Annotated in this window: 10 protein-coding genes; 2 read left to right on the top strand and 8 right to left on the bottom strand. The window is 45.2% G+C overall.

Annotated features, from left to right (window positions below):
* Window positions 1-5: 5 nt before the first annotated feature.
* Window positions 6-2,396 carry a TonB-dependent receptor gene (locus NFI81_RS23235; RefSeq protein ID WP_234615871.1) on the top strand — a complete coding sequence of 797 codons (2,391 nt, stop codon included), beginning with the start codon at window positions 6-8 and terminating at the stop codon, window positions 2,394-2,396.
* A 4-nt stretch (window positions 2,397-2,400) separates the two neighbouring features.
* Here the strand turns inward: NFI81_RS23235 and NFI81_RS23230 are convergent, their stop codons facing one another.
* The 5 genes from NFI81_RS23230 to NFI81_RS23210 form a co-directional block, all read right to left on the bottom strand.
* A complete protein-coding gene (locus NFI81_RS23230; protein WP_234615870.1) occupies window positions 2,401-5,736 on the bottom strand; it encodes a VCBS repeat-containing protein in 3,336 nt (1,111 codons plus the stop codon).
* Between the two features lie 3 nt (window positions 5,737-5,739).
* Complete coding sequence (locus NFI81_RS23225; protein WP_445438743.1) at window positions 5,740-9,042, bottom strand: VCBS repeat-containing protein; 3,303 nt, start codon at window positions 9,040-9,042, stop codon at window positions 5,740-5,742.
* Between the two features lie 54 nt (window positions 9,043-9,096).
* Window positions 9,097-9,669 (bottom strand): hypothetical protein, encoded by a 573-nt coding sequence (locus tag NFI81_RS23220; protein ID WP_234615868.1) that lies wholly within the window; start codon window positions 9,667-9,669, stop codon window positions 9,097-9,099.
* Between the two features lie 86 nt (window positions 9,670-9,755).
* Window positions 9,756-11,246, bottom strand: coding sequence for a RagB/SusD family nutrient uptake outer membrane protein (locus tag NFI81_RS23215; protein ID WP_234615867.1), 1,491 nt, complete (start codon window positions 11,244-11,246; stop codon window positions 9,756-9,758).
* Window positions 11,247-11,263: 17 nt separating this feature from the next.
* Window positions 11,264-14,326, bottom strand: coding sequence for a SusC/RagA family TonB-linked outer membrane protein (locus tag NFI81_RS23210; RefSeq protein WP_234615866.1), 3,063 nt, complete (start codon window positions 14,324-14,326; stop codon window positions 11,264-11,266).
* A 426-nt stretch (window positions 14,327-14,752) separates the two neighbouring features.
* Between NFI81_RS23210 and NFI81_RS23205 the strand changes: the two genes are divergently transcribed.
* A complete protein-coding gene (locus tag NFI81_RS23205; RefSeq protein WP_234615865.1) occupies window positions 14,753-17,734 on the top strand; it encodes an FAD-binding and (Fe-S)-binding domain-containing protein in 2,982 nt (993 codons plus the stop codon).
* 100 nt (window positions 17,735-17,834) lie between these two features.
* Here NFI81_RS23205 and NFI81_RS23200 read toward each other — a convergent pair whose 3' ends face one another.
* From NFI81_RS23200 to NFI81_RS23190, 3 genes are all read right to left on the bottom strand, one after another.
* Window positions 17,835-20,627, bottom strand: a complete 2,793-nt coding sequence (locus tag NFI81_RS23200) for a DUF5686 and carboxypeptidase regulatory-like domain-containing protein (protein WP_234615864.1) — start codon at window positions 20,625-20,627, stop codon at window positions 17,835-17,837.
* A 103-nt stretch (window positions 20,628-20,730) separates the two neighbouring features.
* Window positions 20,731-22,644, bottom strand: coding sequence for an AAA domain-containing protein (locus NFI81_RS23195; RefSeq protein WP_234615863.1), 1,914 nt, complete (start codon window positions 22,642-22,644; stop codon window positions 20,731-20,733).
* 27 nt (window positions 22,645-22,671) lie between these two features.
* Complete coding sequence (locus tag NFI81_RS23190; RefSeq protein ID WP_234615862.1) at window positions 22,672-23,901, bottom strand: multidrug effflux MFS transporter; 1,230 nt, start codon at window positions 23,899-23,901, stop codon at window positions 22,672-22,674.
* Window positions 23,902-23,952: the final 51 nt, after the last annotated feature.

Below are 23,952 nucleotides of genomic sequence, written 5' to 3'. Positions count from 1 at the left end.
TACGAATGAAAAAATTTTATTGTCTTATTTTTTTACTGGTCAATGTTTTTCCTGCGCTCGCACAAGGCCTCATTATTACGGGCACGGTGCGTGATTCAGCTACTCTTGCGCCTTTGCCCGGAGCTGCCATTGTTATAGATTACCGGAAAAGCGCGTCAGCCGTGGAGATGGATGCGAAAGGCAATTTCACCATTAACCTTCCTAATGATGACCACGTGCTGGTGATCCGGCATGTGGGTTATGAATCATTTAAAGTTTTTATCAAAAGCGGCACGCCTAAGATCCATTTTGATGTGTTAATGACGACGACTTCGAGCCAGCTTGAAGAAGTGATCATTACCAGCAAAGGATTTGACCAAACCATCCGGCAGCCGATTCTGGGCTCATTGCAGATCAATATTAAGACACTTGAAAAACTGCCTTCCGCCTTCGGAGAGCTCGATATTTTGCGGAGCCTGCAAATGCTGCCCGGCGTTTCCAGCGTCGGAGAAGCTTCTAACGGCGTTAATATCAGGGGCGGGACCACGGATCAGACATTAATCTTGCTGGACGACACCCCCATTTTCAATCCTACGCATATGTTTGGTTTGTTTTCGGTCATTCCGCCGAACACGGTCAACACCCTGGATCTGTACAAAGGCAATGTGCCCGCACGTTTCGGCGGGCGGGTTGCTTCTGTTCTGGATATTTCAACAAAAAAACCCAATCTGGAAAAGCTACAACTGGAAGGCGGCATTAGCCTGGTTTCGAACAGATTAATGGTGGATGTGCCGGTTATAAAGGGAAAACTGGGCATTTACGTGGCCGGTCGCGGTGCATTCAACGACTTTATCCTTCCCAAACTCGACAAGCAACTGAACAACATCAGCGCCAAGTTCGGGGAGCTTTCTGCAAAGTCTTTCTGGAAGATCAACAACAAAAATACGCTCACATTTATGGGCTATTACAGCAACGATTATTTCAGGACAGACCTGCTCACCAACCTGCCCAATGTTGTGGGAACGGATACTTATTATAAGCATATTACGACCAACGGCATGCTGCGCTGGCTGCATGTGATCAGTCCCGAGGTGAGCCTCCAAACGACGGCTATTTATGCGAAATATGCACCGGATATTGGCACCAAGGAAAAGGAAACGGGTAATTTGGTGAAACTGGAATCTGCGGTTGAACAACGGCAGGTCAAGTCGAACATTAATTATCAGCTATCCAACCATAAGTTTGAAACCGGATTTATTGCCACGCAATATATCATCGCGCCGGGGACTTTGGAGCCGGGTTTGAGCCGAAGCGTTAACTACATTGCCACACCGACCGAGCATGCCAATGAAGTGGCCTGGTATGCAGATGATGAGATCAATTTTTCTAAAAAACTGGCTGTTTCACTGGGTTTACGTTATTCGTTCTTCATGGCAACGGGCACGGCAGTGGTCAGGAATTACTTACCAGATCAGCCGAGGGACGATTTTTCAGTTGTTGACTCAACGGTTTATCAAAAAGGCAAGGTTTCAAAAGCATATGGCGGGCCGGAGCCGCGCCTGGGACTGCGTTATGCGCTGAATGATCGCATTTCGCTCAAATTTGGCTATAACCTGATGCGGCAATATATCCAGGTCGTTTCAAACACGGCTACGCCGATTCCGACTTCGCGCTGGAAAACGAGCGATACACACATTAAACCCCAGATCAGCCACCTTTTTACGGCGGGCTTTTATCAGTCGTTCAATGATAACATTTATGAAGTTACATTGGAGGGTTATTATCGCAATGCCAAAAATATCATCGATTACAAACCGGGAGCCGATTTCCTGTTGCAGCAATATCCCGAAACGCAGATGATTCAGGGCAAAAACAAGTCCTATGGCTTGGAAATGATGCTTTCAAAGAAAAAAGGGAAGGTGAAAGGCTGGGCAAATTATACATATGCGAGGTCGTTGAACATTGTCGATGAAGATGCTGCCTTAATCGAAAAGGTCAACAGGGGCGACTGGTATCCGGCCAATTACGACAAACCGCATACATTCAATGCGTCACTCGACATTACCGTTGATAGTCACAACTCATTTGGCTTCACCTTCGCTTACAGCACGGGAAGGCCTTATTCCGAGCCGATTGGCTTTATCAACTATCAGAATAATGTCTATCCGTTTTACGACAAGCGCAATAATAAACGCATTCCTGATTATCACCGGCTGGATTTCGCCTGGAACATTTACAATCCGAGTATGAAAAACCGGAGGTGGCAAGGGCACTGGACATTCTCGATCTACAATCTGTATGCCCGTAAAAACGCTTATTCTGTATTTTTCAAAACAGAAAACGCCGTTACTAAAAGTTATCAGCTTAATATTTTCGCAACGCCTATCGCGACAGTTGCCTACAACTTTACTTTTTGAAGCGTTACTTTTTTCTTCTGATAACGACGAGCTTGTCGTCATTTCGAGCGGCCACGATCGCGTCACCGCTTTTTAGTTTAATGTTTTTCAAATGCTTTACCTGCCCTTTCACCTGCAATCCTTTTAGTGGTTCAGGAGTAAAATTACAGTTACCACGGTTGATGAGTATCGTGCCAAAATCGCTGTCATAGCGGCCCATTTGAATGTTGCAGTTATAAAAATTGCCCATGATCAGCACATCCGGCAATTTATCGCCGTTGGCATCAATGATCTGTGCGTCGTAGAAAGGTGTCCATTGCGCTTTATACCCCAATGGTCTCACTTTGAAATTACCTTTTCCGTCATTCACCAAAACGGCATTCTGGAAGTAATCTGCGGATAAAACCTGGGCTTCTTTCAGCTTGTCCTCTCCCACTAAATCACCAAGGCCGGCTTTTGCAAACTCGGTTGCAAAAATGTATTTCTTGCGGATAACGGGCATTTGCTTTTCCATTTCCAGCTTCGTCGGGAAAAGCGCTTCTTTTCCATTCAAATAATAGGTCAGCACCGGTTCCTTGCGGCCATTACCGTCATAGTCATTGATATACATCTTCACGGGCTGTTCCGCATTGACTTTTAATCTGCTATTCAAGCCAAGGTTTCCTGCCAGAATATCCAGATCACCATCGCCGTCAAAATCATAAGGCATCACAAAACTCCACCAGCCTTTTTTGTCTGTCAGCATTTTCCTGGAAAAGCTTTTGCCATTATTCTGCATCATAACAAGTCCGTCCCATTCCAGCGCCAGCAGCAAGTCCTGATCACCGTCTTTGTCCAGGTCGGCCAGCTTTGCATTTTTTACATAACCAATGGACGACAATTCTTTCGCATACTGGCTTGTCACATCCGTAAACTTGCCGGAACCATCGTTTTTGAGCAGATAGGACTTCGGGATCTCGCCATAATTGAGCGGCACAGCACGACCGCCAATAAAGAGATCCACAATGCCATCGCCCGTGAAATCAAACGGCACGACGCACGAAGCGGTCACATAAATGTTGGTAAAAGCATCGGCCTTCACACTTAGATTCCCTTTGCCATCATTGAGATAAATACGCGGCATCTGGAATTCCGAATTGTTGACATATTCATTGCCGCCCGTTGCTACAACGAGGTCTGGATGGCCGTCTCGATTTACATCCACCCACTCCGCGCTGATCTCCTCATAAGTGCTGTCCTTCAACAAGGCAGGCTGTAACGATTCTTTAAAAACGCCTGTATTAGTTTGAAGAAACACATGGTTTCGATGCTTTTTGGAAGAGCCGACGAAAATATCTTCCAGTCCGTCGTGGTTAATGTCAGCAATCGCCAAGGCAGGACCGTCGGCAGTTACTTCAAACGGAATGAGAGAGTTACGATCAAATTCGACGAAATTATTTTCCTCGTGCCTCACGTCAACGCCGAGTTGTGCAGCTATGTCCTCAAAAGTATAGTCTTTCGTTTCGCGGCTTGTTTTGAATTGCTGGTAATTAAAAACAGGCAGGTCATTTTTATATTCCAATGACAACGAATCCTTCAAATCAGCGGGTTTCAAAACCTGGAAGCGGTTATCCGGCCAGATTACAACCATTGAATCCACATCTGCTTTTTTGCCCAAACCAATGTTTAACGGAACTTCCATGCTCGATTGAAATCCCCGAACCGGAAATTTTTCAAAACTCAGCACTTTATCTTTCTTGAAAATCAGGCATTTGGTGCCAATTGCATTTACATTGCCAGCCTTACCTTTGAGATAAACCCGTGCATAATCGCCTTTGGAAGCTTTCTTACTATTCAGGTTTTCGTATATAAATGCTTTTTCATTGATGTTATTCGTCACAATATCCAGATCACCGTCATTGTCCAGATCCGCATAAACAGAACCATTGGAATAAGAAGTCTGGTCATTCCGGATGAGCCCTTCCATATCCTTGAAAGCCAGATCGCCGTTGTTGGCGAAAAACTTGTTATTCAGCTTAATTTCAGGTAGTTTATCCGCTAATCCCGGATCGTTTTCATCAAAATTTTTATTTCTGATCTTCTCCTGAACCACGTCATTAGACACAAATTTGATGTAATCCGTGTCATTCATCCGCTTTGGAATCCCGTTGGAAATGAAGAGATCTTTCAGACCATCATTATCAAAATCTGAAAACAAAGCGGCCCACGACCAATCCGTGGAATGCACGCCGGAATACATCCCAATTTCACTGAAAGTGCCGTTTCCATTGTTGTATTGCAGATTATTGCGCGCAAACTGATAATTATAACCCTGTCTGATCTTGTATTTAAAAATGCTGTACATGTCCTCTCCTTCCGATTTTTTGAGGATTTCATAATCGGACGGAAGCATATCCAGCGAGACGATTTCAGGGAAAATATCATTGTTGAGATCACCAATGTCCACGCCCATAGAAAACTGGCTCGTATGCATGAGCGACGAATCCGTCATATCTAGAAATGCGCCGTTTTTTTGATTGATATACAAATAATCATTTTCGTGAAAATCGTTGCCAATGTACATGTCCGGATAGCCGTCGAAATTTATGTCGCCTACGCCTAAACCGAGGCCATAACCCAACGCAGAGCTGTGAATGCCGGTTGTTTTGGACACTTCAATGTATTTTCCATTATCATTTCTGAAAAGCTTGTCGCCCGCCATTGGATGGTACACATTTTCAAAAAGCGCCCTTCTGCCAAATGTTCCATTCTGGTGAACCGAATGATTGAGCTGGAACATGTCCAGATCGCCGTCCAAATCATAGTCGAAAAACGTAGCCTGCGTGCCAAAAACAACCAAATCCAGGCCATACTCTTTCGATCTTTCTGCGTAAACAGGCACGCCGTCTTTGATTTCCTGGCAAACATACAGCAGGTTATGCCCCTTCATCGACTCAAAATCCCCAACCTGGCTAATGTAAATGTCCAGCATGCCGTCCTGGTTAATGTCCACAATGGAAACACCATTTGACCAGCCCTTATCCCCTTTAAAATTCGCCTTTTTCGTCACATCCTCGAACTTCATCCCCGACTTGTTGAGGTAAATGCGGTTAGCCTCCTGATTGCCCGTAAAGCACAGATCCACGAGCCCGTCATTGTTCAGGTCGCCTGCTCCTACTCCGCCACCATTGTAAAAATACATGTAGTAAAAAATGTTGAAATCCTTGGTGGGTTTCAGCGTGTTCGCAAAGTTAATTCCGGTTTTATCAGCGGTTAGGAGATCAAAATCATACTCCGAAATATCTTTTTCCTTCGAGCAGGCAAAACCAGCCAGGAATAAGATGAAGAGCAAAATTTTGGAAAATATTTTTTGAAAAAGCATGGACTACAAATTGGCCGGTTGCGGCTTGTTAATCTTAAAAAGAACGGGCTTCGCATTACTCACCAGATTGATCAGGTAAGGCGCACCCTGAATGTTGATCGGGCTGATCTGTTTTACTTCACCGTCGATGGCGTAACCGCTTTGTGTGCTTAGCAGCACGTCAAACTGCATGTTTCCTTTGTTGATCAGCACATTGCCGCGACAGGCATCCAATGCTCCCAGCTGCGGAATAAAATGCGTGAAATTACCCCCAACAATCAGGTCCGGCTTGCCATCGGCATTCACGTCCTCACTCTGAATGGCGTTCAGACAAGAGATCTGAGCCATATGCGGCAACTCTTTCCATGTAAATTGCCCCTTACCATTATTCACAGCTATCGCCGATTTAAGATAATTCACCGACTTTTCAACCGCCGATTTCATCAAATCTTTTGGAAAAAGGTCCTGAACCGATTTGTTGGCATACTCGGAATGTTTCAAACTCTCTTTTTTCAAAAACGGAAACTGGGTTGTGAGTTCTCTTTTCAATAAAATCGGCATATCACGCTCGTCGACCGTTTTGGTTACCACTTTTTCAATGGTCCCATTTTTGTTGAAATCATTGATCCAGATTTTCAGCGGCGCATTAGCCGATGCTTTCAGTGAAAAATTCTCACCTATATTGCCAAAAACAACGTCTTGATCGCCATCTCCGTCCATATCCGCTACTTTCAGGCATCCCCAGAAACCGGCAAATTGTTCAAGGCCGGTGGGGAGTTTCTGGAACTTGCCGCCACCGAATTTCAAGATGACCGGCGCCATCCAATCACCAGCGATAATCAGCTCTTTAGACTTATCACCATCCACATCCGCCCAGGAAGCATCCCGTATCATGCCTAGTTTGGCCAGTTCCGGCGCAATTGTCTTTCCAACTTCTTTGAAAACACCTTTGCCATCATTTTCATACAAATAACTCCGCGGACTAGAACCGTATTCGCGCGGCACGCTGCGGCTTCCTACAAACAGGTCGGCGTCGCCATCATTGTCATAATCATGCGCAACAATGACAGCCGTGTTCATGGAATTAGGCGGCAATGCGCGTGTGTTGATCGCAAAATTTCCTTTCCCATCATTCAAATAAAGTCTTGTTGGCAGATCAGGGCTGGTTACTAACGTCTCATTTCCTCCGCTTCCCACAATCAAATCGAGATCGCCATCACCGTCTGCATCGAAGAATGTGGCTGCTGTGTCTTCAAAACCGGCGAGATCCGTAAAAACTTTTTGAGTGGATTTCACAAACGAAGCGCCTTTTTGCAAATACAACTGTCCACCCTGACCTTTCGCGCCGCAGACGTAAATGTCCGCATTACCATCACCGTTCACATCGCCTATCGCAGCTTTCGGGCCTTCCTGTGACAGCAGCATGGGGATGTTTCGCTCGTGATAGAAATCCTCGTATTTGTCTTCCTGGTGCGCATCGAAACCATTATCAGCCATTTGCGTTAACAGCATCGTCTTTTGCTGAACAGGATTTTTAAAATCCGCTCCTGCGTTATTGATCTTGAAATTCAGCGTAGTATCCGCATTGATCCTCGGGTGGCTTGTCACTTTTCTGTTGGGCCAGATAATGCGAATGGAATCAATGGTGTTTATTTTCCCCAGACCAATCGTGATCGGATATTCCGTGCTGGACTGAAAGCCGCGCGCCGGGTTTACTTGTTTGCTGAAAACCTGATTACCCGCAAAAACTTCAATTTTAGAACCGATTGCGTAAGTGTTTTTGCCTTCTCCTGCCAATTTCAGCTTGATATAATGGTTTTTCTCTGGCTTCGCTTCGCTTTTATTTTTATAAACAAAACAGTTTTGATTCACATTATTTACAACCAGATCCAGGTCACCGTCATTGTCCAGATCTGCGTAAGCTGCGCCATTTGAAAATGATTTTCCACCCAATCCGAACTCATCCGCGCGCTCTTTAAACTGCAAGTCGCCTTCATTATGGAAGAAATTATTGGGAACAGGATTAGAAGGCATTTTGTCGATAATGTTCTGCATATTTTCCTTCTCACCAGACATAACCATTTTCTGCGTCACCTCATTGGCGAAAAAGTCGATAAAGTCCTGATCCAGAATGTCGTGGTAAATGCCGTTGCAAACGTAAATGTCTGTTTTGGAATCATTATCCGCATCAAACATCAAAGCGCCCCAGCTCCAATCGCTCGCCGCAACCCCGGAATAATTTGCGATCTCACTGAATGTCCCGTCCTGATTGTTGAATTGCAGGCTATTCTGCATGTATTGGTTATGAAAACCCTTCTCTTTCTTCAAATTAAAGAGATAATGGTTTTCGAAAGAAGTGGTCGTTTTATAGCGATACTCATCGCGCGGCAGCATATCTGTGACAAATAATTCCGGATAACCGTCATTGTTAATGTCCGCCATATCCGCACCCATGGAAGCCAGACTGGTGTGTTTTACGCGTTTTTCCAATTCCTCCGAGAATGTGCCGTCTTTTTGATTGATATATAAATAATCCTTTTCGTAAAAGTCGTTGCAGATATAAATGTCCGGATATTGGTCACCGTTAATGTCGCCCACCGTAACACCCAATCCGAAACCGATCAAACTGCCGTATATGCCTGCTTCCTGGCTTACATCTATGAATTTGCCATTATCATTCCGCAGCAATTTGTCACCGCCGCCTTTGAGAAAATCTTTCACAGGCCAGTCCTTCGCGCGCATATTGCGGTCATTGGCGTAGTTCAGTGTATTTACGGGAATGAAGCTGTTGTTGAGAATATAGGCATCGAGATCGCCGTCCAGGTCGTAATCAAGAAATGCCGCATGTGTGGTATAACCTGTTTCATTCAGGCCATATTGAGCGGCAGATTCTGTAAAAGTCTGGTCGCCATTATTAATGTAAAGAGAGTTGCCTTGTTTGTTGACAAATTTCTGGTAACCCGCATTGCAGACGTAGATGTCCAGCAAATTATCGCCGTTGATGTCTACCATCACAACGCCCGTACTCCATTTCGTTGGTTCCGCAACGCCGGCTTTGTTGGTTATATCCTCGAATTTGAAATCGCCTTTGTTTAAATAGAGCTTATTATCGCCCATATTGGCGGTAAAGTAAATGTCCGGCAATCCGTCATTATTAATGTCACCGATCGCGACGCCGCCGCCATTGTAGAAATTCCGGTAATTGAAGATGTTGATGTCCTTCTTGTCCTCCACTTTATTTACAAAATCAATCCCGGTGTCGGAGGCGTCCATTTCCTCAAACAAACCGGCCGGTTTGCTGGAATCCTTGCAAGAAGACAAGAGCATGAGGTAGGCAAAAATGGCTGTGATATGAGCAGAGCCAATGTATTTTTTTATCATTTAATTCGAGGAGCTGAATGCTTCTTTTTCGGTGATGTTCCCTAAACTGACAGAAGGTTTTTTGTAAACGATGAAACCTTCTGCGGGTATATATTTATCTGGCTGCTGGAAATCGCTGTATTTGCCGACTTTCCCTTTGATCCGAAACACCATTTTATCTTTTGAAAATTCTGTTGCGGTTATCTCGCCCTCGGCCATCATGTAACCTTCCCCTATCATTTGTTCCTTGTCGATGATCTTGCCCATTTTAATGCTTGTTTCAATGGGTCCGTCTGACCCGATCGTCTTCTTGATGGGCTTGGCAGCATACCATTTTTCTCCTCCCAAATTAATGATCAATTTACCTTCGAACTGATCGGTTAGCGTCAGGTTCATAATATTATCGGAGATCAGCGCCTGCCCTGAAAAAACGCTCTCCTTCGGATAAAATTCCTTCCCGGCGATTGTGACCACAATTTTCGCCTCATTTTCTTTCAATGATTTAAAAAGCTGATCAGCGGCCTGATCGGACGATTCTTTTGAATTACAACTAAAAACAAAGAACGTGAAAAATACAAGTAACCAACGATTCATTAACTGGTAAGTCATTTTGTACACCAATAAAAAAACAAAAATGCCCGAGTGATCGAGCATTTTTGACAATAAATAAATTTCAAATCTTAGTATCCCGGATTCTGTTCAAGGTTTGCATTGGAAACCAAAGCAGCAGATGGAATCGGGTAAAGTACCGTGTAAGCTTCTTTAACAGATGTTCCTGTGCCTGTTGTAAACTTGCCGAAACGAATTTCTGTCGTTCTTTTGAAACCTTCCCAGTACAACTCGCGTCCAATCTCGTCAAACAAATTGGCTTCTGTCAATGATGCCAGAGCGGTTGCGCCACGCAATGTTCTCAATGCATTGACCTGCGTCAGAGCGCCGGCAGCATTGCCGCCTCTTAATGTTGCTTCCGCTTTCATCAGATAAGCCTCTGCGTAACGCATCAGAAGATATTTTCCTGCGTTGGCCGGGTGATACTTGATCACGCGGATTCCTTTATCAGTAGCCGCACCAGCCAAAGGAACGTCTTTAGTGAACTGCAAAGGTTTTTGCGTACGCGTGTCAATAATAGCCTTGCCTTTTTCGTCATACTGCTGACCAATCAGGAAACCATAGCTGATACCAGAGAACTGGGTTCCGTCTTTCTTCGCTGGCTTTCCGATACGAGTATCTTTTGCTTCAAAAGTGTCATAGAAATCAGCAAGTGTCGCGAAGCCATTCCATCCCGATGGATTCTGGCCATAGTGCAAAGTCATCATCCAACGGTTTTGGGCCGTTCCTTCCTGCACATTGAAGATAGGTTCCGTTTTTGCAGCAGAAGAAAATGCAGAAAAATAATCCTTTTCCAAAGCGTATCCATCCGCAGTGATCGCATCCACATAAGTAGCTACTTTGTCCATATCAGCCTTATCGAATGTGTAAGGGCCCTCTGCCGTTGCGCCTTTGTAAACTGCCTTGTTCAGATACAATTTAGCCAAAAGGAAGTTAGCTGCTGCCTTAGAAGCCGTTCCATTTGCAATAGATGGCCCTTTTTTAGGCAGATTAGGAAGTGCTTCTTCCAGATCCTTAATGATATAATCAAATGCTTCCGAGCGGTTCAACACCTTCGGCAGGTCATTCACACCCTGAGTTACCTCACGAAAGGGAACTACGCCCCAGTAATCCATAACCCAATACATGTTATATGCTCTCAAAAATTGCGCTTCCGCCTTCTGAACAGCAGTTGGATTGGATGCAATGATCTCTGTCGCTTTGTATGCTCTCTGGTTCAATGCATTCCATGCACTCAGAATGTAAGAGTGAGAAGCATCCCATGTATGCTGATCCAATGTACGCCATACACCATTATCACCCCAGTCAACACCGCGTGTTGGTGGGATCATTTCTGCTGTGGTATGCTCACCCAGGGCATAAATCCCTGCCTGATCCGAATAAGTTGATAAATCCTTATAAGCAGATGCTAGTGACTCCACAACATTGACCGGAGCAAAACCGCCCTCTGCAACTTCGTTTACTACTGAATCTTTCTCGTCATTTACAAGGTCAGTACAGGCCGACAGCGTCGCCATGTAAACCCCGGTAACCATTATTTTATATATCTGACTGGTTTTCATTTTATTATGAATTTGAATTAGAATGAAACATTAACACCCACTGTCCACGTCCTTGCTCTCGGGTAAGCCGTATAGTCAATTCCAAACGAAGGAATATCATTCAACGATTTGTTTGTACTAACCTCTGGATCCTGTCCGCTATACTTTGTAAAAGTTAATAAATTTTGACCTGTAACGAAAACCCTTGCATTGCTCAGGACTTTGTTCGCTTTCATAGGAACGCGATATCCCAGAGACAAATTCTGAAGTCTGATAAAGTTACCTTTTTCAAGGAAGCGGGTTGATACGTCCGGTGCGTTTAATGCGCCTTCGCCGTTACCAATCACATCTTTTGTCACGTTACGACCGTTTGCAAATGAGCCTTGTGTAAAGAATGCATTCGCAGTGTTTGAGTATAGATAGTGACCAAAAACACCATTGAAGAACAAGCTCATATCAAACGCTCCGAATGTTAAGTTATTGGTAAGACCAGCGTTAACTTTTGGAAGCGGGCTTTTGCCACCCAGGAATTGCTGGAAGTCACCATTTGGGTAAAGTGAATTTCCGTTGTCATCGAATCCGCCGAACTCACGCAGGAAGTAAGCGAACAAAGGCTGTCCTTCTGCCAAACGCTGTGCAAATGCACCTGAAAGACCCTGACCGTTGATTTCACCCGTATCATAAGTTCCGATCAGGTTTTTCACAAGGTTTTTGTTGTAAGATCCATTCAAGACCATTTCCCACGTGAATTTCTTGCCATCAACAATAACACCCGTCAAAGCCAATTCAATACCGCGGTTCTGAATATCTGTATCCAGGTTTCGATAAACGAATGGATTCGGAGCAGGCTGGGCAGCCACAACTTTGAAAAGAAGATCTTTTGTGCTTTTGTTGTAAAGATCAACAGTTCCACTTAATCTGCCTTTCAGGATAGAGAAATCAATTCCCAAGTTGAATGCAGCCGTTGATTCCCATTTCAAATCCGGGTTGTTGAATGCAACCGCGTTCAAACCACCGCCTGTGATGCCGTCACCGCCCTGGTTGATTGCGTAGTCGCTGTATCTGTCGCGTCTGTCGTATACATTGTGAGGAATTGCCTGGTTACCGGTAACCCCGAAACCAACTCTAAGAGAAAGATCAGTGAATACAGTTTTAGGAATAAAATTCTCTTCTACCAATTTCCATTTGAATGCTCCTGATGGGAAATAACCATATTTGTTGTTTCCACCGAATTTGGATGAACCATCGACGCGCAATGTACCAGTGAACAAGTATTTGCTTCCAAAACCCAGGTTTACACGACCGAAGTATGATTGCAGCTCATCTTTCACATAGCTTGAATTTTGGATAACCGAACCAACACTGGATAATGCTGTTGCATCCTTAATACCCACAGTTCCGGCGATACCCAGGTTATTGATCATGAGATCCAGGTCATTCGTACGGAAATTCGCCGCTGCAACGTTTTTGCTACCGCTTTCAAAACTCTGATAAGAATAACCCAAAAGTGCATTTAAAGTAACACTTCCGATTTCCTTATCATAAGTGAAATAGTTTTCCATCAACTGGTTGTTGCTTTCTACGTCACGAATATAAACGCGACCGATTTTTTCAATACCCGCAACAACAAGATCTCTTGAATAAGCCTGTTTTCTTGTTGACATTGATTTATCAAAACCCAAAACAGTTTTGAACTTCAAGCCGCTGAAAATTTCCAGTTCCGCATTGATGTTACCCAAAGCACGAAGCGTGTTGCTGTTATCTTTTGAAAGATTAACAAATGCCAGCGGGTTAGGCTCAGTAGTAGTGGACTGGTTCAATGTGTCGCCTCTGTAAGCCGGACGGGTTGGGTTTGCTTTAAGAATGCTACCCATTAAATCACCTTCAAAACCAATGTTTTCAGAAATAGGAACACCGGTGTCTTGTGTATTTGCAAAGTTCAGGTTACTTCCGATTGTCAGTTTGTCCCCGATAAATTTCTTTGTTCCGCTGAAACCAACGCTGTAACGTTTTACATTCGATGTCTGAACGATACCGTCCTGGTTCATATAACCAAGAGAAAAACGATAGTTACCTGATGCATCACCGCCACCGTAAGAGAGATTGTGCTGGTGGGTCAGGGCTGTTCTGAAAAGCAAATCCTGCCAATCTGTATCTGACCCCTGATCCTGTCCGCCTGCCGCTTTGTAGCCAGCTGCGTCCAACAGGTCGTATTTTTTAGTGATATTGCTGATACCCAATGAATATCCATAATCAAGGGCACCTTTTCCTTTTCCTCTTTTTGTTGTGATCAAAACAACACCATTCGCACCGCGTGAACCGTAGATCGCTGTTGCAGAAGCATCTTTAAGGATGTCCATGCTCGCGATATCGTCCGGGTTAAGGAAGTTAAGCGGGTTTTTTGCCGGCTGACGACCAACACCCTGGTTATCACCACCTGACGAAGTATTATCACCACTCAATGGCACACCGTCGATCACGAACAAAGGGTTGTTACCACCCAATACCGACGACGTTCCCCGTATACGCACGTTAATTCCACCACCCGGCTCACCGCTGGACTGGGTAATTTGCACACCCGCAACGCGTCCCTGCATCAATTGCTCAGGAGAAGTCACGATCCCTTTCTGGAAATCTTTCGATCCCAAAGCGGAAACCGCACCAGTTGCATCCTTTTTCTTCACCGTTCCGTAACCTACGACAACGACTTCTTCCAAAGCTTTAACATCTTCGGAAAGTGTAACATTAAGAGTTGATTTGTTGCCAACCGCCACATCCTGCGTCTCATATCCAATGGCGCTGAAAGTCAATGTTGAGTTGCCCGGAACGCCGATCTGATAATTTCCTTCTACGTCTGTATTCGTTCCTTTTGTACTTCCCTTAATTGTAATGGTAACTCCCGGAATTCCACCGGTTTTAGCGTCTGTAACCCTACCGGAAACATTCACATCCTGCGCAAAAGCATTTGTAGTTAAGCCAATCAAGATCATTAGGATGGCGAAAAGCCCTGTGCCTGGTCCTGCAGATCTTTCTTTCGTCACAATGTTTTTTGCATTGCTTAAATCATGTCGACGAAACACATGAAAGGATAAATTCATCATAGGTCTGTTAAGTAAATAAGTTAAATCTGGTCACCGCCTTGTGTATCATCTTAACATTCCCGCACATTTTGATTCAAAATTGGCCTAGCTCTCTTATTTTGGCCTTTTTTCTGAATTTTATTGTGAAAAAGTTAAAGTTATTCAATGACGGTCATACAAAATAATATAAAAAGGCCGGATAATACAATATCGTTTTTCTGAAATTTGCTTAAAAAAATCAATTTTTAAGCAAGAAAGTTACATTATCCGTTTATAGTGCAAACCCCATATTTGAGAAGTACAAAAGCAGCGACAATCGGTGACATTTTTAATTCAAGTTTAATTTTTACGGCAGCGCGCTTATAAAGGAATCTGAAAATATTTTGCTGGAAATCATTGATCGTTGTTCGTAACTTTGAGGCTGATATTTTCCGCTTATCCAACACCATGACCGCGCCGCTTTCCGTAACTAACAGTGATTTAAGTCTTCTTGCCAGAGAACTCGAGGGGGAACTGCATTTCGATAATACGATGCGAACCCTGTATGCAACTGACGCTTCCGCTTACCGGGAAATGCCACTCGCGGTCGCCATTCCCAAGTCCGAAGCGGACATCAAAAAACTAATCGCATATGCCACGGAAAAGCACATTTCGCTTATCCCGAGAACGGCTGGAACATCGCTGGCGGGGCAGGTTGTGGGCAACGGAATTGTGGTGGACGTTTCCCGGAATTTTACTAAAATTCTGGAAATAAATCAGGCCGAAAAATGGGTCCGTGTGCAGCCAGGTGTGGTGCGCGATGAGCTTAATATGGCTTTGAAACCTTTCGGACTTTATTTCGGGCCGGAGACGTCAACGGCTAACCGTGCGATGATTGGTGGAATGGTCGGAAATAACTCCTGCGGCTCTAATTCCATTGTGTATGGCAGCGCCAGGGAGCATACTATGGAGGTGAAAGCAATTCTGGCAGACGGCTCCGATGCTGAATTCAAAAACATAAAGGGAAGTGATTTCAAGACTTTGCTGTCCAATGCGCAGCAGAAGAACGGAAGTGCAACGCTTCTGGACAAGATCTATCTCAAAACAAACGAAATACTGCAGTCTGCTGAAAATCAGGCCGAGATAAGGAGAAATTTTCCGAAACCGAGCATCGGCAGAAGGAACACCGGTTACGCGCTGGATATGTTGCTCCACACCGAGCCTTATGCGCCCAACACAGGCCAGAACGAACCCGCACAGCCATTTAATATGTGCAGCCTGATCGCAGGATCAGAAGGAACATTGTGTTTTTTGACAGAAATAAAATTAAACCTTGTCCCGTTGCCCCCAAAGACGCAGGGACTGGTTTGTGTGCATTGCGACACCATTGATGAAGCATTAAGGGCTACAATCCTGACTTTAAAATATCAGCCACATGCTGTTGAGCTGATCGACGATTATGTGCTGGAATGTGCCGCTACGAATGTTGAACAGAAGAAAAACGCATTTTTTGTAAAAAATAAACCTGATGGAAAATTTCCGGCCATATTGGTTGTGGATCTTTCACGGGAAACGAGAGAAGAAGTCGAGGCGCTGTCAGCCGAAATGACCCGAGAATTACAGGAAGCGGGGATTGGTTTTCATTATCCACTGCTCTTTGGTGATGACACGAAAAAAATCTGGACATTAAGAAAGGCCGGATTGGGCTTGCTGGGAAACATTCCGGGTGATGAAAAAGCCGTTGCGGTGATCGAGGACACGGCGGTGGATGTTTACGACCAGCCCGACTACATCCGTGATTTCAATGAAATATTAAAAAAACATGGCATGTCTGCCGTGCATTACGCGCACGCAGGAACAGGCGAAATTCACCTCAGGCCCATCATTAACCTTAAAACCAGTGAAGGCCACAGGCAGTTTAGAATGATTGCGGAGGAAATAGCTGATCTGGTAAAAAAATATGATGGTTCACTGTCCGGGGAACATGGCGACGGCCGGTTAAGGGGAGAATTTATCCCGAAAATGGTTGGCGAGCATAATTACCAGCTTTTTAAGGATATCAAAAGAGCTTGGGACCCCAACAATATTTTCAATCCCGGAAAAATTGTGGACACGGCTCCTATGGACACTTTTTTACGCTACGAAGCGGATCAGCAGACGCCTGAATTCAAAACTTACTTCCGTTTTAAAGACCAGGATATATTACAGCACGCCGAGCAATGTAACGGTTCGGGCGACTGCCGAAAAACACAAATGAGCGGTGGCACCATGTGTCCGAGCTTCATGGCAACCCGCAACGAAAAGGACACAACCCGCGCGCGCGCCAACATTCTCAGGGAAATGTTAACGCGTTCACCAAAGGAGAACCGCTTTGATAATAAGGAGATTAAGGAAGTTTATGACCTGTGTCTGGCATGCAAAGGCTGCAAAGGCGAATGTCCCTCCAACGTGGATGTCGCTAAGTTGAAAATGGAGTTTTTGCAGCAATATCAAGACGCCAACGGCATTCCGCTGCGTTCCTGGTTGGTGGGGAATTTCTCAAAAATGACCGGCATAGCAAGTTACATTCCCTGGGCTTATAACCTGGTTTTCAAAAATGCGCCGCTGCGCAGAATCGCCAATCAAATTGTAGGCTTCCATCCCGAAAGGACAATGCCATTATTGCATAGCACGACACTGAAAAAGTGGTATGAACAACGCAAAACAACCAAATCGACGGGTCGTAAGGTGTATCTTTTTTGCGACGAGTTTACAAATTATAATGATGTTGAAATTGGGAAAAAGTCCATTTTAGCATTGGAGAAGCTTGGTTATGAGGTAATTATTCCAAAACACGGCCCATCCGGCCGGCCACAACTTTCCAAAGGCTTATTAAAAGATGCCAAAAAGATTGCGGAGGAAAACATTAAGCTGCTCAAAGACCTGATTTCTTACGATACGCCGCTCGTAGGCATCGAACCATCTGCAATCCTGACTTTCCGCGACGAATATCCGGACCTGGTTAGTGACGAACTCGTTGAAGAAGCCAAAAAACTAGCGCAAAACGCCTTACAGTTTGACGAGTTCATAGCAAGGGAAATTGAGTTGAAACACATATCAAAAGATCAGTTTACGAAGGAAAAGCGACTGATCAAATTGCACGGACATTGTCAGCAGAAGGCGGTTTCCAGCGTAATACCAACGAAAAAAATGCTCTCTCTTCCGGAAAATTATACGGTGCAGCTAATTCCTTCGGGCTGCTGTGGCATGGCGGGGTCATTTGGTTACGAAAAGGAACACTATGACATTTCCATGCAAATCGGCGAACTCGTCCTCTTCCCTGCCGTCCGCCAGCAACCGGAAGAAGTAATTATCGCCGCGCCCGGAACAAGCTGCCGCCACCAGATCCACGACGGAACTGGCAGGCACGCCATGCATCCTGCGGAGATCTTGTGGGAGGCGTTGGTTTAAAGCCTTATTATTAGCGTGCTATAAATCTCCAACCATTGGTTGGAGAAATTGATCGATACAAGCCTACTCCAATTCGCTGTCGATACAAACGCCCGCGAAGTTAATTCCGTCCCAAATTAAAATTCATCGTTGTGCCGATCCTGAACACAGTTGTCTTATACTTGAACCCATCAAAATTACTCACAACTTCCACGCGGAATGGGAAGCGGATGCCTACGTCCAGGCCGTAGCCTAGTTCAGTATAATTGTTGGAGGTTGGGGTGGCCAGGTAATGCAGCATGAAGTTTTCTTTGATGCCGAGGATACGGAACCAGGTGATTTGCGTCAACAGGAATTTGCGGAATTCGCTCAGGACGTGGGCTTCAAAGAAATGTTTGGCAGTGCTGTAACGATAGTAATCGAGCATTCGGAATGTGCTGACCGGATCACCTAGCTGAAAGAAAAAGCGGTTGCCTGCGAAATGTTGATAATCGGGAAAAGCAACGCTATCTCCCACGAATTGACCGGCGGCCAGTTTATAGCTCAATTTGCTTCTGACTCCCGTTTCGAATCCATGCTGAATGCCGATTTGGAAAAAGTTATATTTCACATCGCTGCCAAATACATTGTTGATCCCTTTGCGGTAATTGAGCGATAATTTCGGCGAATCATCGTCATAATATGATGTCTTCCCGCTTCTCGTGCGGTATTTCTGCCAGGGTTTATAAGATGCGGCGATCCCTAATGTTAGTGCCTGGTGCTCTTTCATTTCGACGGATTTGGTGCCCGACTCATCCGTCAACTCAGCATTAAAAGGAATGTTTGAAGTAAATTCCCTGCGTTTCCAGTCGATCCAGCGATAGGAATTGGTGTTCCTTAGATTGCTAAGCGGGCTGCGATCCGCGTATTCAATGTTGGCTTTCAGCTCAAAATGTTCGTTTTCACGGTCCGTGGCGAAGTCGAGCCGGACGAAATTCTTTTCGTAAATTTTGATAAAATTCTGCTCCAGGAACAATGTCGTAACTGAGTTCAACAATGGGAGCATGGGATTTTCACTATTGAATTGCGAGATTGCTTGCCCGCCTGAGACATTGATTTTATTCCGTTTCCAGCCATAGTCAACCCCGCCCGTCGCCATGAGCTTTTGCCTGGCGAAAGAATAACGGGTTAACGCATTGAAGGACAGTTCGGATTGCGCCCGCGGAGCAGAAAACCGTTGTATACCATTCGTCCCGATTTGCAAACTGTCGGGCGTTTTCCTGGCCCCATTGCCTTTGTAACGCAGTTTCAATCCGCCACCATTCAAAACCAAACCTTCCACGGTGTTGACCTGAGCGCCCCGGAGCGGCGTCACATAGTCCAGCCGCCACGGACTTTTCTTGCCCAACCTAAAACTATGACCCGTGAAAATATCGCCCACAAACCCTAGTCCTCCACCCTTTTTATTGTTTTTAGTCGTGTCCGATTTGGCCACTTTCAAACTGTCTTTTTGCTCATCCGTGCCTTGTTTCATCACCACAATGCTGTCCAGCCGTGTGTAACTTTTGACTTCCGCAGTCGTCAGCGGAACCGTGCGAATGGAATCCCAGAAAGCCGTGCTGCGCATGCTGGCCATCGAATCGACGACCGTAGAATCATTTCTGGTAAAGTTGAGATCAATGTCCTCTCCCTTTTCCTCCTTCGCCTTTAAGTCCTGCTTTTCGTATTCCTTCATCATTTTCCGCAGGTTTTTTGCAGAAAACTCCTTTTGCTTGCTAACGACCTCTTCCAGCTTCTGCGTTTTGATTTCCCTGCTCGTCAACTTCACTTTTTTCGCCTCCTCTTTTTGCTTTTTATCATCCACAACCACAATGTCCGGCTTGAATGTCGGGTTGATTTTAATATTTGAAAACGATTGCGAAATCACAAAATCGCCCTTTCCTCTTAAACCATAAATCCCACCCTGAACATGAAATTGCTGATTAACAGGCATCCAGACCCCTTGGACCGGACTGTAAACCTGTTTAATGTCAATCGTAAAACCAGTGTTAACCGTCGTCAAATCGAGACTGTAAATGCTCCATTCGTCTTCAATGATGTGGATCGTTCCTTTATAAACGCCTTCGCCGTAAGAGCGCGGGGTAACCTTTATTTTGTTTACCTCAATGCCGTTTTCACGAAAAGCACCCTGATATTCAAACTTATAGTAAGCAAAAGCACGCGGTGACAATGGCGAAACGGCTTTCACGACTTCCGGCTGGTAAAAGCTGGTCAGTAAATAAGCATTAGGACTGGCAAAACCTTTGTCCTGGCTGTTCCTGGCGGCAATAACTTTCTGTTTATAAGTGTTTGGCTGCTTGAATGTTACTTCCGAAACGCTTTCGTTCAACATAGGAACGCCTTTTTTGAAGTTCATTTCTCCCTCCATTTCCTTCAATTCTTTTTTATACAAAAATTCCAACGGAAGATCTGTGATCACAATTGAAGATTTGGAGTAAGCTTTGGCCACATAACTATCCACTTGAAGCAAATGATAGCGGCTTTTGGCAATGGCGCGACGCATAATGGTGTACGCAGGATCTTCGTCACGGCTTCCTATGCGGACCTCGCCCAGATTGAGCGCCTGTTCTTCCATAGTCAGGTCGAAGGTTTCCATTTTGCTTTCAACGGTAAACCCTTTTTGCCCCGTTTTAAAACCTAAATACTGAAAAATGACCTCATAATAGCCGGGTTTCAAGTCCAACTGATAGCGGCCTTCTTCATTGGAAATCGTGCTGATGGATGTGCCTTTTACAACAATCGCCGCAAAAGGCAGCGGTTCACCTTTTTTAGTTTTGATAATCCCCTTGATCCCGCCGGGCGGAGTGCCTTGCGCGACGCTTTGGCTGATAACCAATATGGAGAGCAGAATGACAGAAACGTAAGGCTTGAGCATAAAATGGCAGGAACGCTTTTGTTGATCGCTTGTAACTTTCGGTGAAGATGCTTTTAAATATAAATGGGTTGCATCTAAATGTCAAAAGCAATTTTTCGAAAGGTCAGATATCCGCGAATTCCCACGCGCTCTGGTAAGCATTCAAGCTCTCGGCATAGGAGATAAAATCAGAATAAAATGGCAGATTGGAAAGGGTAGCGCTATCGCCGATCACGACCAGTTTTTTCCGCGCACGCGTCATGGCCACATTCATCCGGCGAATGTCGGAAAGGAAACCGATCTCGCCCTCGGGATTGCTTCGGGTCATGCTGATGTAAACAATGTCGCGCTCCTGCCCTTGGAAACTATCAATTGTATTAACCGAAATTTTATCTGTAAAGGACTGTAAGAGAGCATTATGAGCCAGTTGTTCTTTAAGTAACCCTATTTGCTCTTTATATGGAGAAATCACTGCAATGCTTGGGAAATCTTCTGCTTTAAAGCTCTTTGATTGCGTCAGTTCCGTTACATATTGGGTCAAATGTTTGAATAGAAACGCAGCCTCATCGGGATTCGTGGAGCTTGTTCCTTCCAGTTTTTCATCAAAACCGCAACCTGCCGTATCAATGAATGCTAATGGCGCATCATTAGGAAACACCAAATGCCGGGCGACAGAAACGTTGGCTTTGAGTTTGTTTTGGTAAAATATTTGGGAAGAATATCCCATGATCGCCTCGTTCATCCGATACTGCTCTTCCAGCAAAATCACGGATTCGGGATGCAGCGAAACACATTTTTCCAGTAATGTTGTGCTCAGGCCGTTCTTCGCGGCTTCACTCGACTTAATCGTCGGCGCCAATTGAAAATGATCTCCTGCCAGCACTACTTTTTCAGCTTTCAAAATCGGGATCCAGCAAGCCGGCTCCAAGGCTTGACCGGCCTCATCGATCACAACTGTTTTGTATTTTAAATTCCTGACTGTGTAATGGTTAGCGCCAACCAATGTTGCCGTGATCACCTGCGCTTTGCTCAAAATATCATCAATCGCATACTGCTCTACGCTTGCCACTTCTTTCATGATTTTGTGGGCCTCGTCAAAAAGCGCTTTCCGCTGATCGCGTTCAGCCTTTCCGAAGTTCTTTTTGTATTTGTGCGCGAGGTTTTTGTATTCGTTTGCCTGTTTTTTCAATGTCTTAATATCCTTCATACGCGTGTGCGCAGCGATTTTGCTATCCAGCGTCAGCGACATTAACCGCTCCGAAACGCGAACAGGATTGCCGACTCTCAGCACATTCAAACCTTCGTCCGTTAATTTCTCACTGAGCAAGTCCACAGCCGTGTTACTAGGCGCAACAACCAGGATCTGCTGACGACCTTGTTTGAGCAATGCCTTGATCGCTTGCACCAATGTGGTGGTTTTCCCCGTTCCCGGAGGCCCGTGCACAATGGCCAGGTCCGAAGCGGCAAGAATTTTATTAACAGCCTCATTTTGTGAGCTGTTTAGTTTTGGGATTGATATTTCAGGAAGTTCCTGGTTGAAAGACGGCGATTTTTCGCCGGTAAGGATTTTCACCAAGCGCCCTTCCTTCTCATTTTCAAGCAACGCAGCTGCCGATTTAATGGCGCCTTGCATTTCGTCGTAACTATTGTCGTCAAAAAGCAGATCGATGCCTAGCTTTCCATCGCGCGACCATTCCGGCAATTCGTCCGTCCGCAATGTGATTTTCAGCCTGTTACCACCTTGATGCGTGACAATGCCTTCCAACCGGTCCTTTTTTGGCTCATGATTGGAAAACAAAACTGCCGGCATGCCAAACCGGAGCTGATGCGAAATATCCTGATGCGTAGTCCGCTCGACCTCGACCGTGAGATAATCGCCACGGCTCATTTCCGAGCCGCGTATAGCAATCGGATACCAGCTTAATCCACCAGCGCGACGCTCCGAAACGGACGATCGCTCAGTCAGTCGCTGGTAAGAAGCCTTATCTTCTTCTCTTTCTGTTTTGAGTAAGTCGAGGAGATTTTTGAAATAATTCATGCACAAATAAAGTCAGGAAAACCGGTTTTAGTGCATGATCGCGGCGTCTGCGCCCTGCTGCACTTCCACTTTTTCTTTAATAAAACGCCTGCCGAAAACCAGCACAGAAAGCGCCAGAAGCGAAGAACCGGCCATGGCTGCGACCATTGGTACAACAGAAGGTTCTTCAAATAAACTGATCACAATGGAAATCAATGTGCCTGCTCCCATCTGAAAAGCCCCCATTAATGCGGATGCACTGCCTGCATTCCTGGTAAAAGGCGCCAGCGAAAGCGCAGCGGCGTTTGGATAAGTATAACCAATGCAGCAAAGGAAAAAGAACAGAAAAACGATCACGACTGGCAGCGTTAACAAGCCTGTTAATGCGGCTGCAAGGAACGCAAAGCTGACAACAACCTGGCAAATGAGTGCCGTATTCACGATTTGCTCACTGGTGAATTTCCTCAAAAACAATGTGTTCAACTGACTTGAACCGATAAATCCAATAGAAAGGAAAGCAAATATCCAGCCGTAAACTTTACCGTCTGTATGAAAAACTTCCATAAAAACGAGCGGCGAACCCGCCACATAAGCGAACAATCCGGAAAATGCAACAGCGCCTGTTAATGCATAGGTGTAAAACTGCGGTTCACGAATCACTTGCAGGAAATTGAGCAAAATCGGCTTTGGTTTCAGGGAAAGCGATTTATCCGGCTTATAACTATCAGGTAACCAAAGCACAGTTGCCAGCAAAATAGCAACGCCCATGCCGGTCAGTATCCAGAACACCGAATGCCAGCCGAACGCATCCGTAACATATCCACCGACCGTTGGTGCGATCATAGGCGAAACACCCACAACTAATAACAGCAGCGAAAAAACCTTTGCATTATCCTTCACCGGAAAAAGATCCCTGACCATGGCAACAGACGCAACCGTGGCCGCGCAGCTTCCGATTGCCTGGATAACCCTAAGCAAAATCAGGTCGTTAATGCTGGTCGCCATGGCGCAACCCGCCGAGGCCAGAATGTAAACGACCAGACCAATGAACAGCGGCTTTTTACGCCCGAATCTGTCAAGCAACGGGCCATATAGTAACTGCCCCAGCGAAATCCCTACAAAAAAACCAGATAATGAGAGTGAAACTTTGGCAGCAGTTGTATGCAGGTCTTTGGCAATGGCCGGAAAACCGGGCAGATACATATCGATTGAGAATGGCCCAAGCGCTGTCAAACTGCCCAGGATCAGGATGAGAAAGAAGTAAGTTTTTTTGGACATTATTAAGTGATGTGGCGTAGCATTAAGCTGTTGTAACGCGGATAAGTGTTT

Origin of the sequence: Dyadobacter fanqingshengii (assembly GCF_023822005.2) — a bacterium.
Lineage (GTDB): Bacteria > Bacteroidota > Bacteroidia > Cytophagales > Spirosomataceae > Dyadobacter > Dyadobacter fanqingshengii.
Note: the sequence above shows the minus strand (reverse complement) of the source record. Positions and strands in the feature narration are given on the sequence as shown.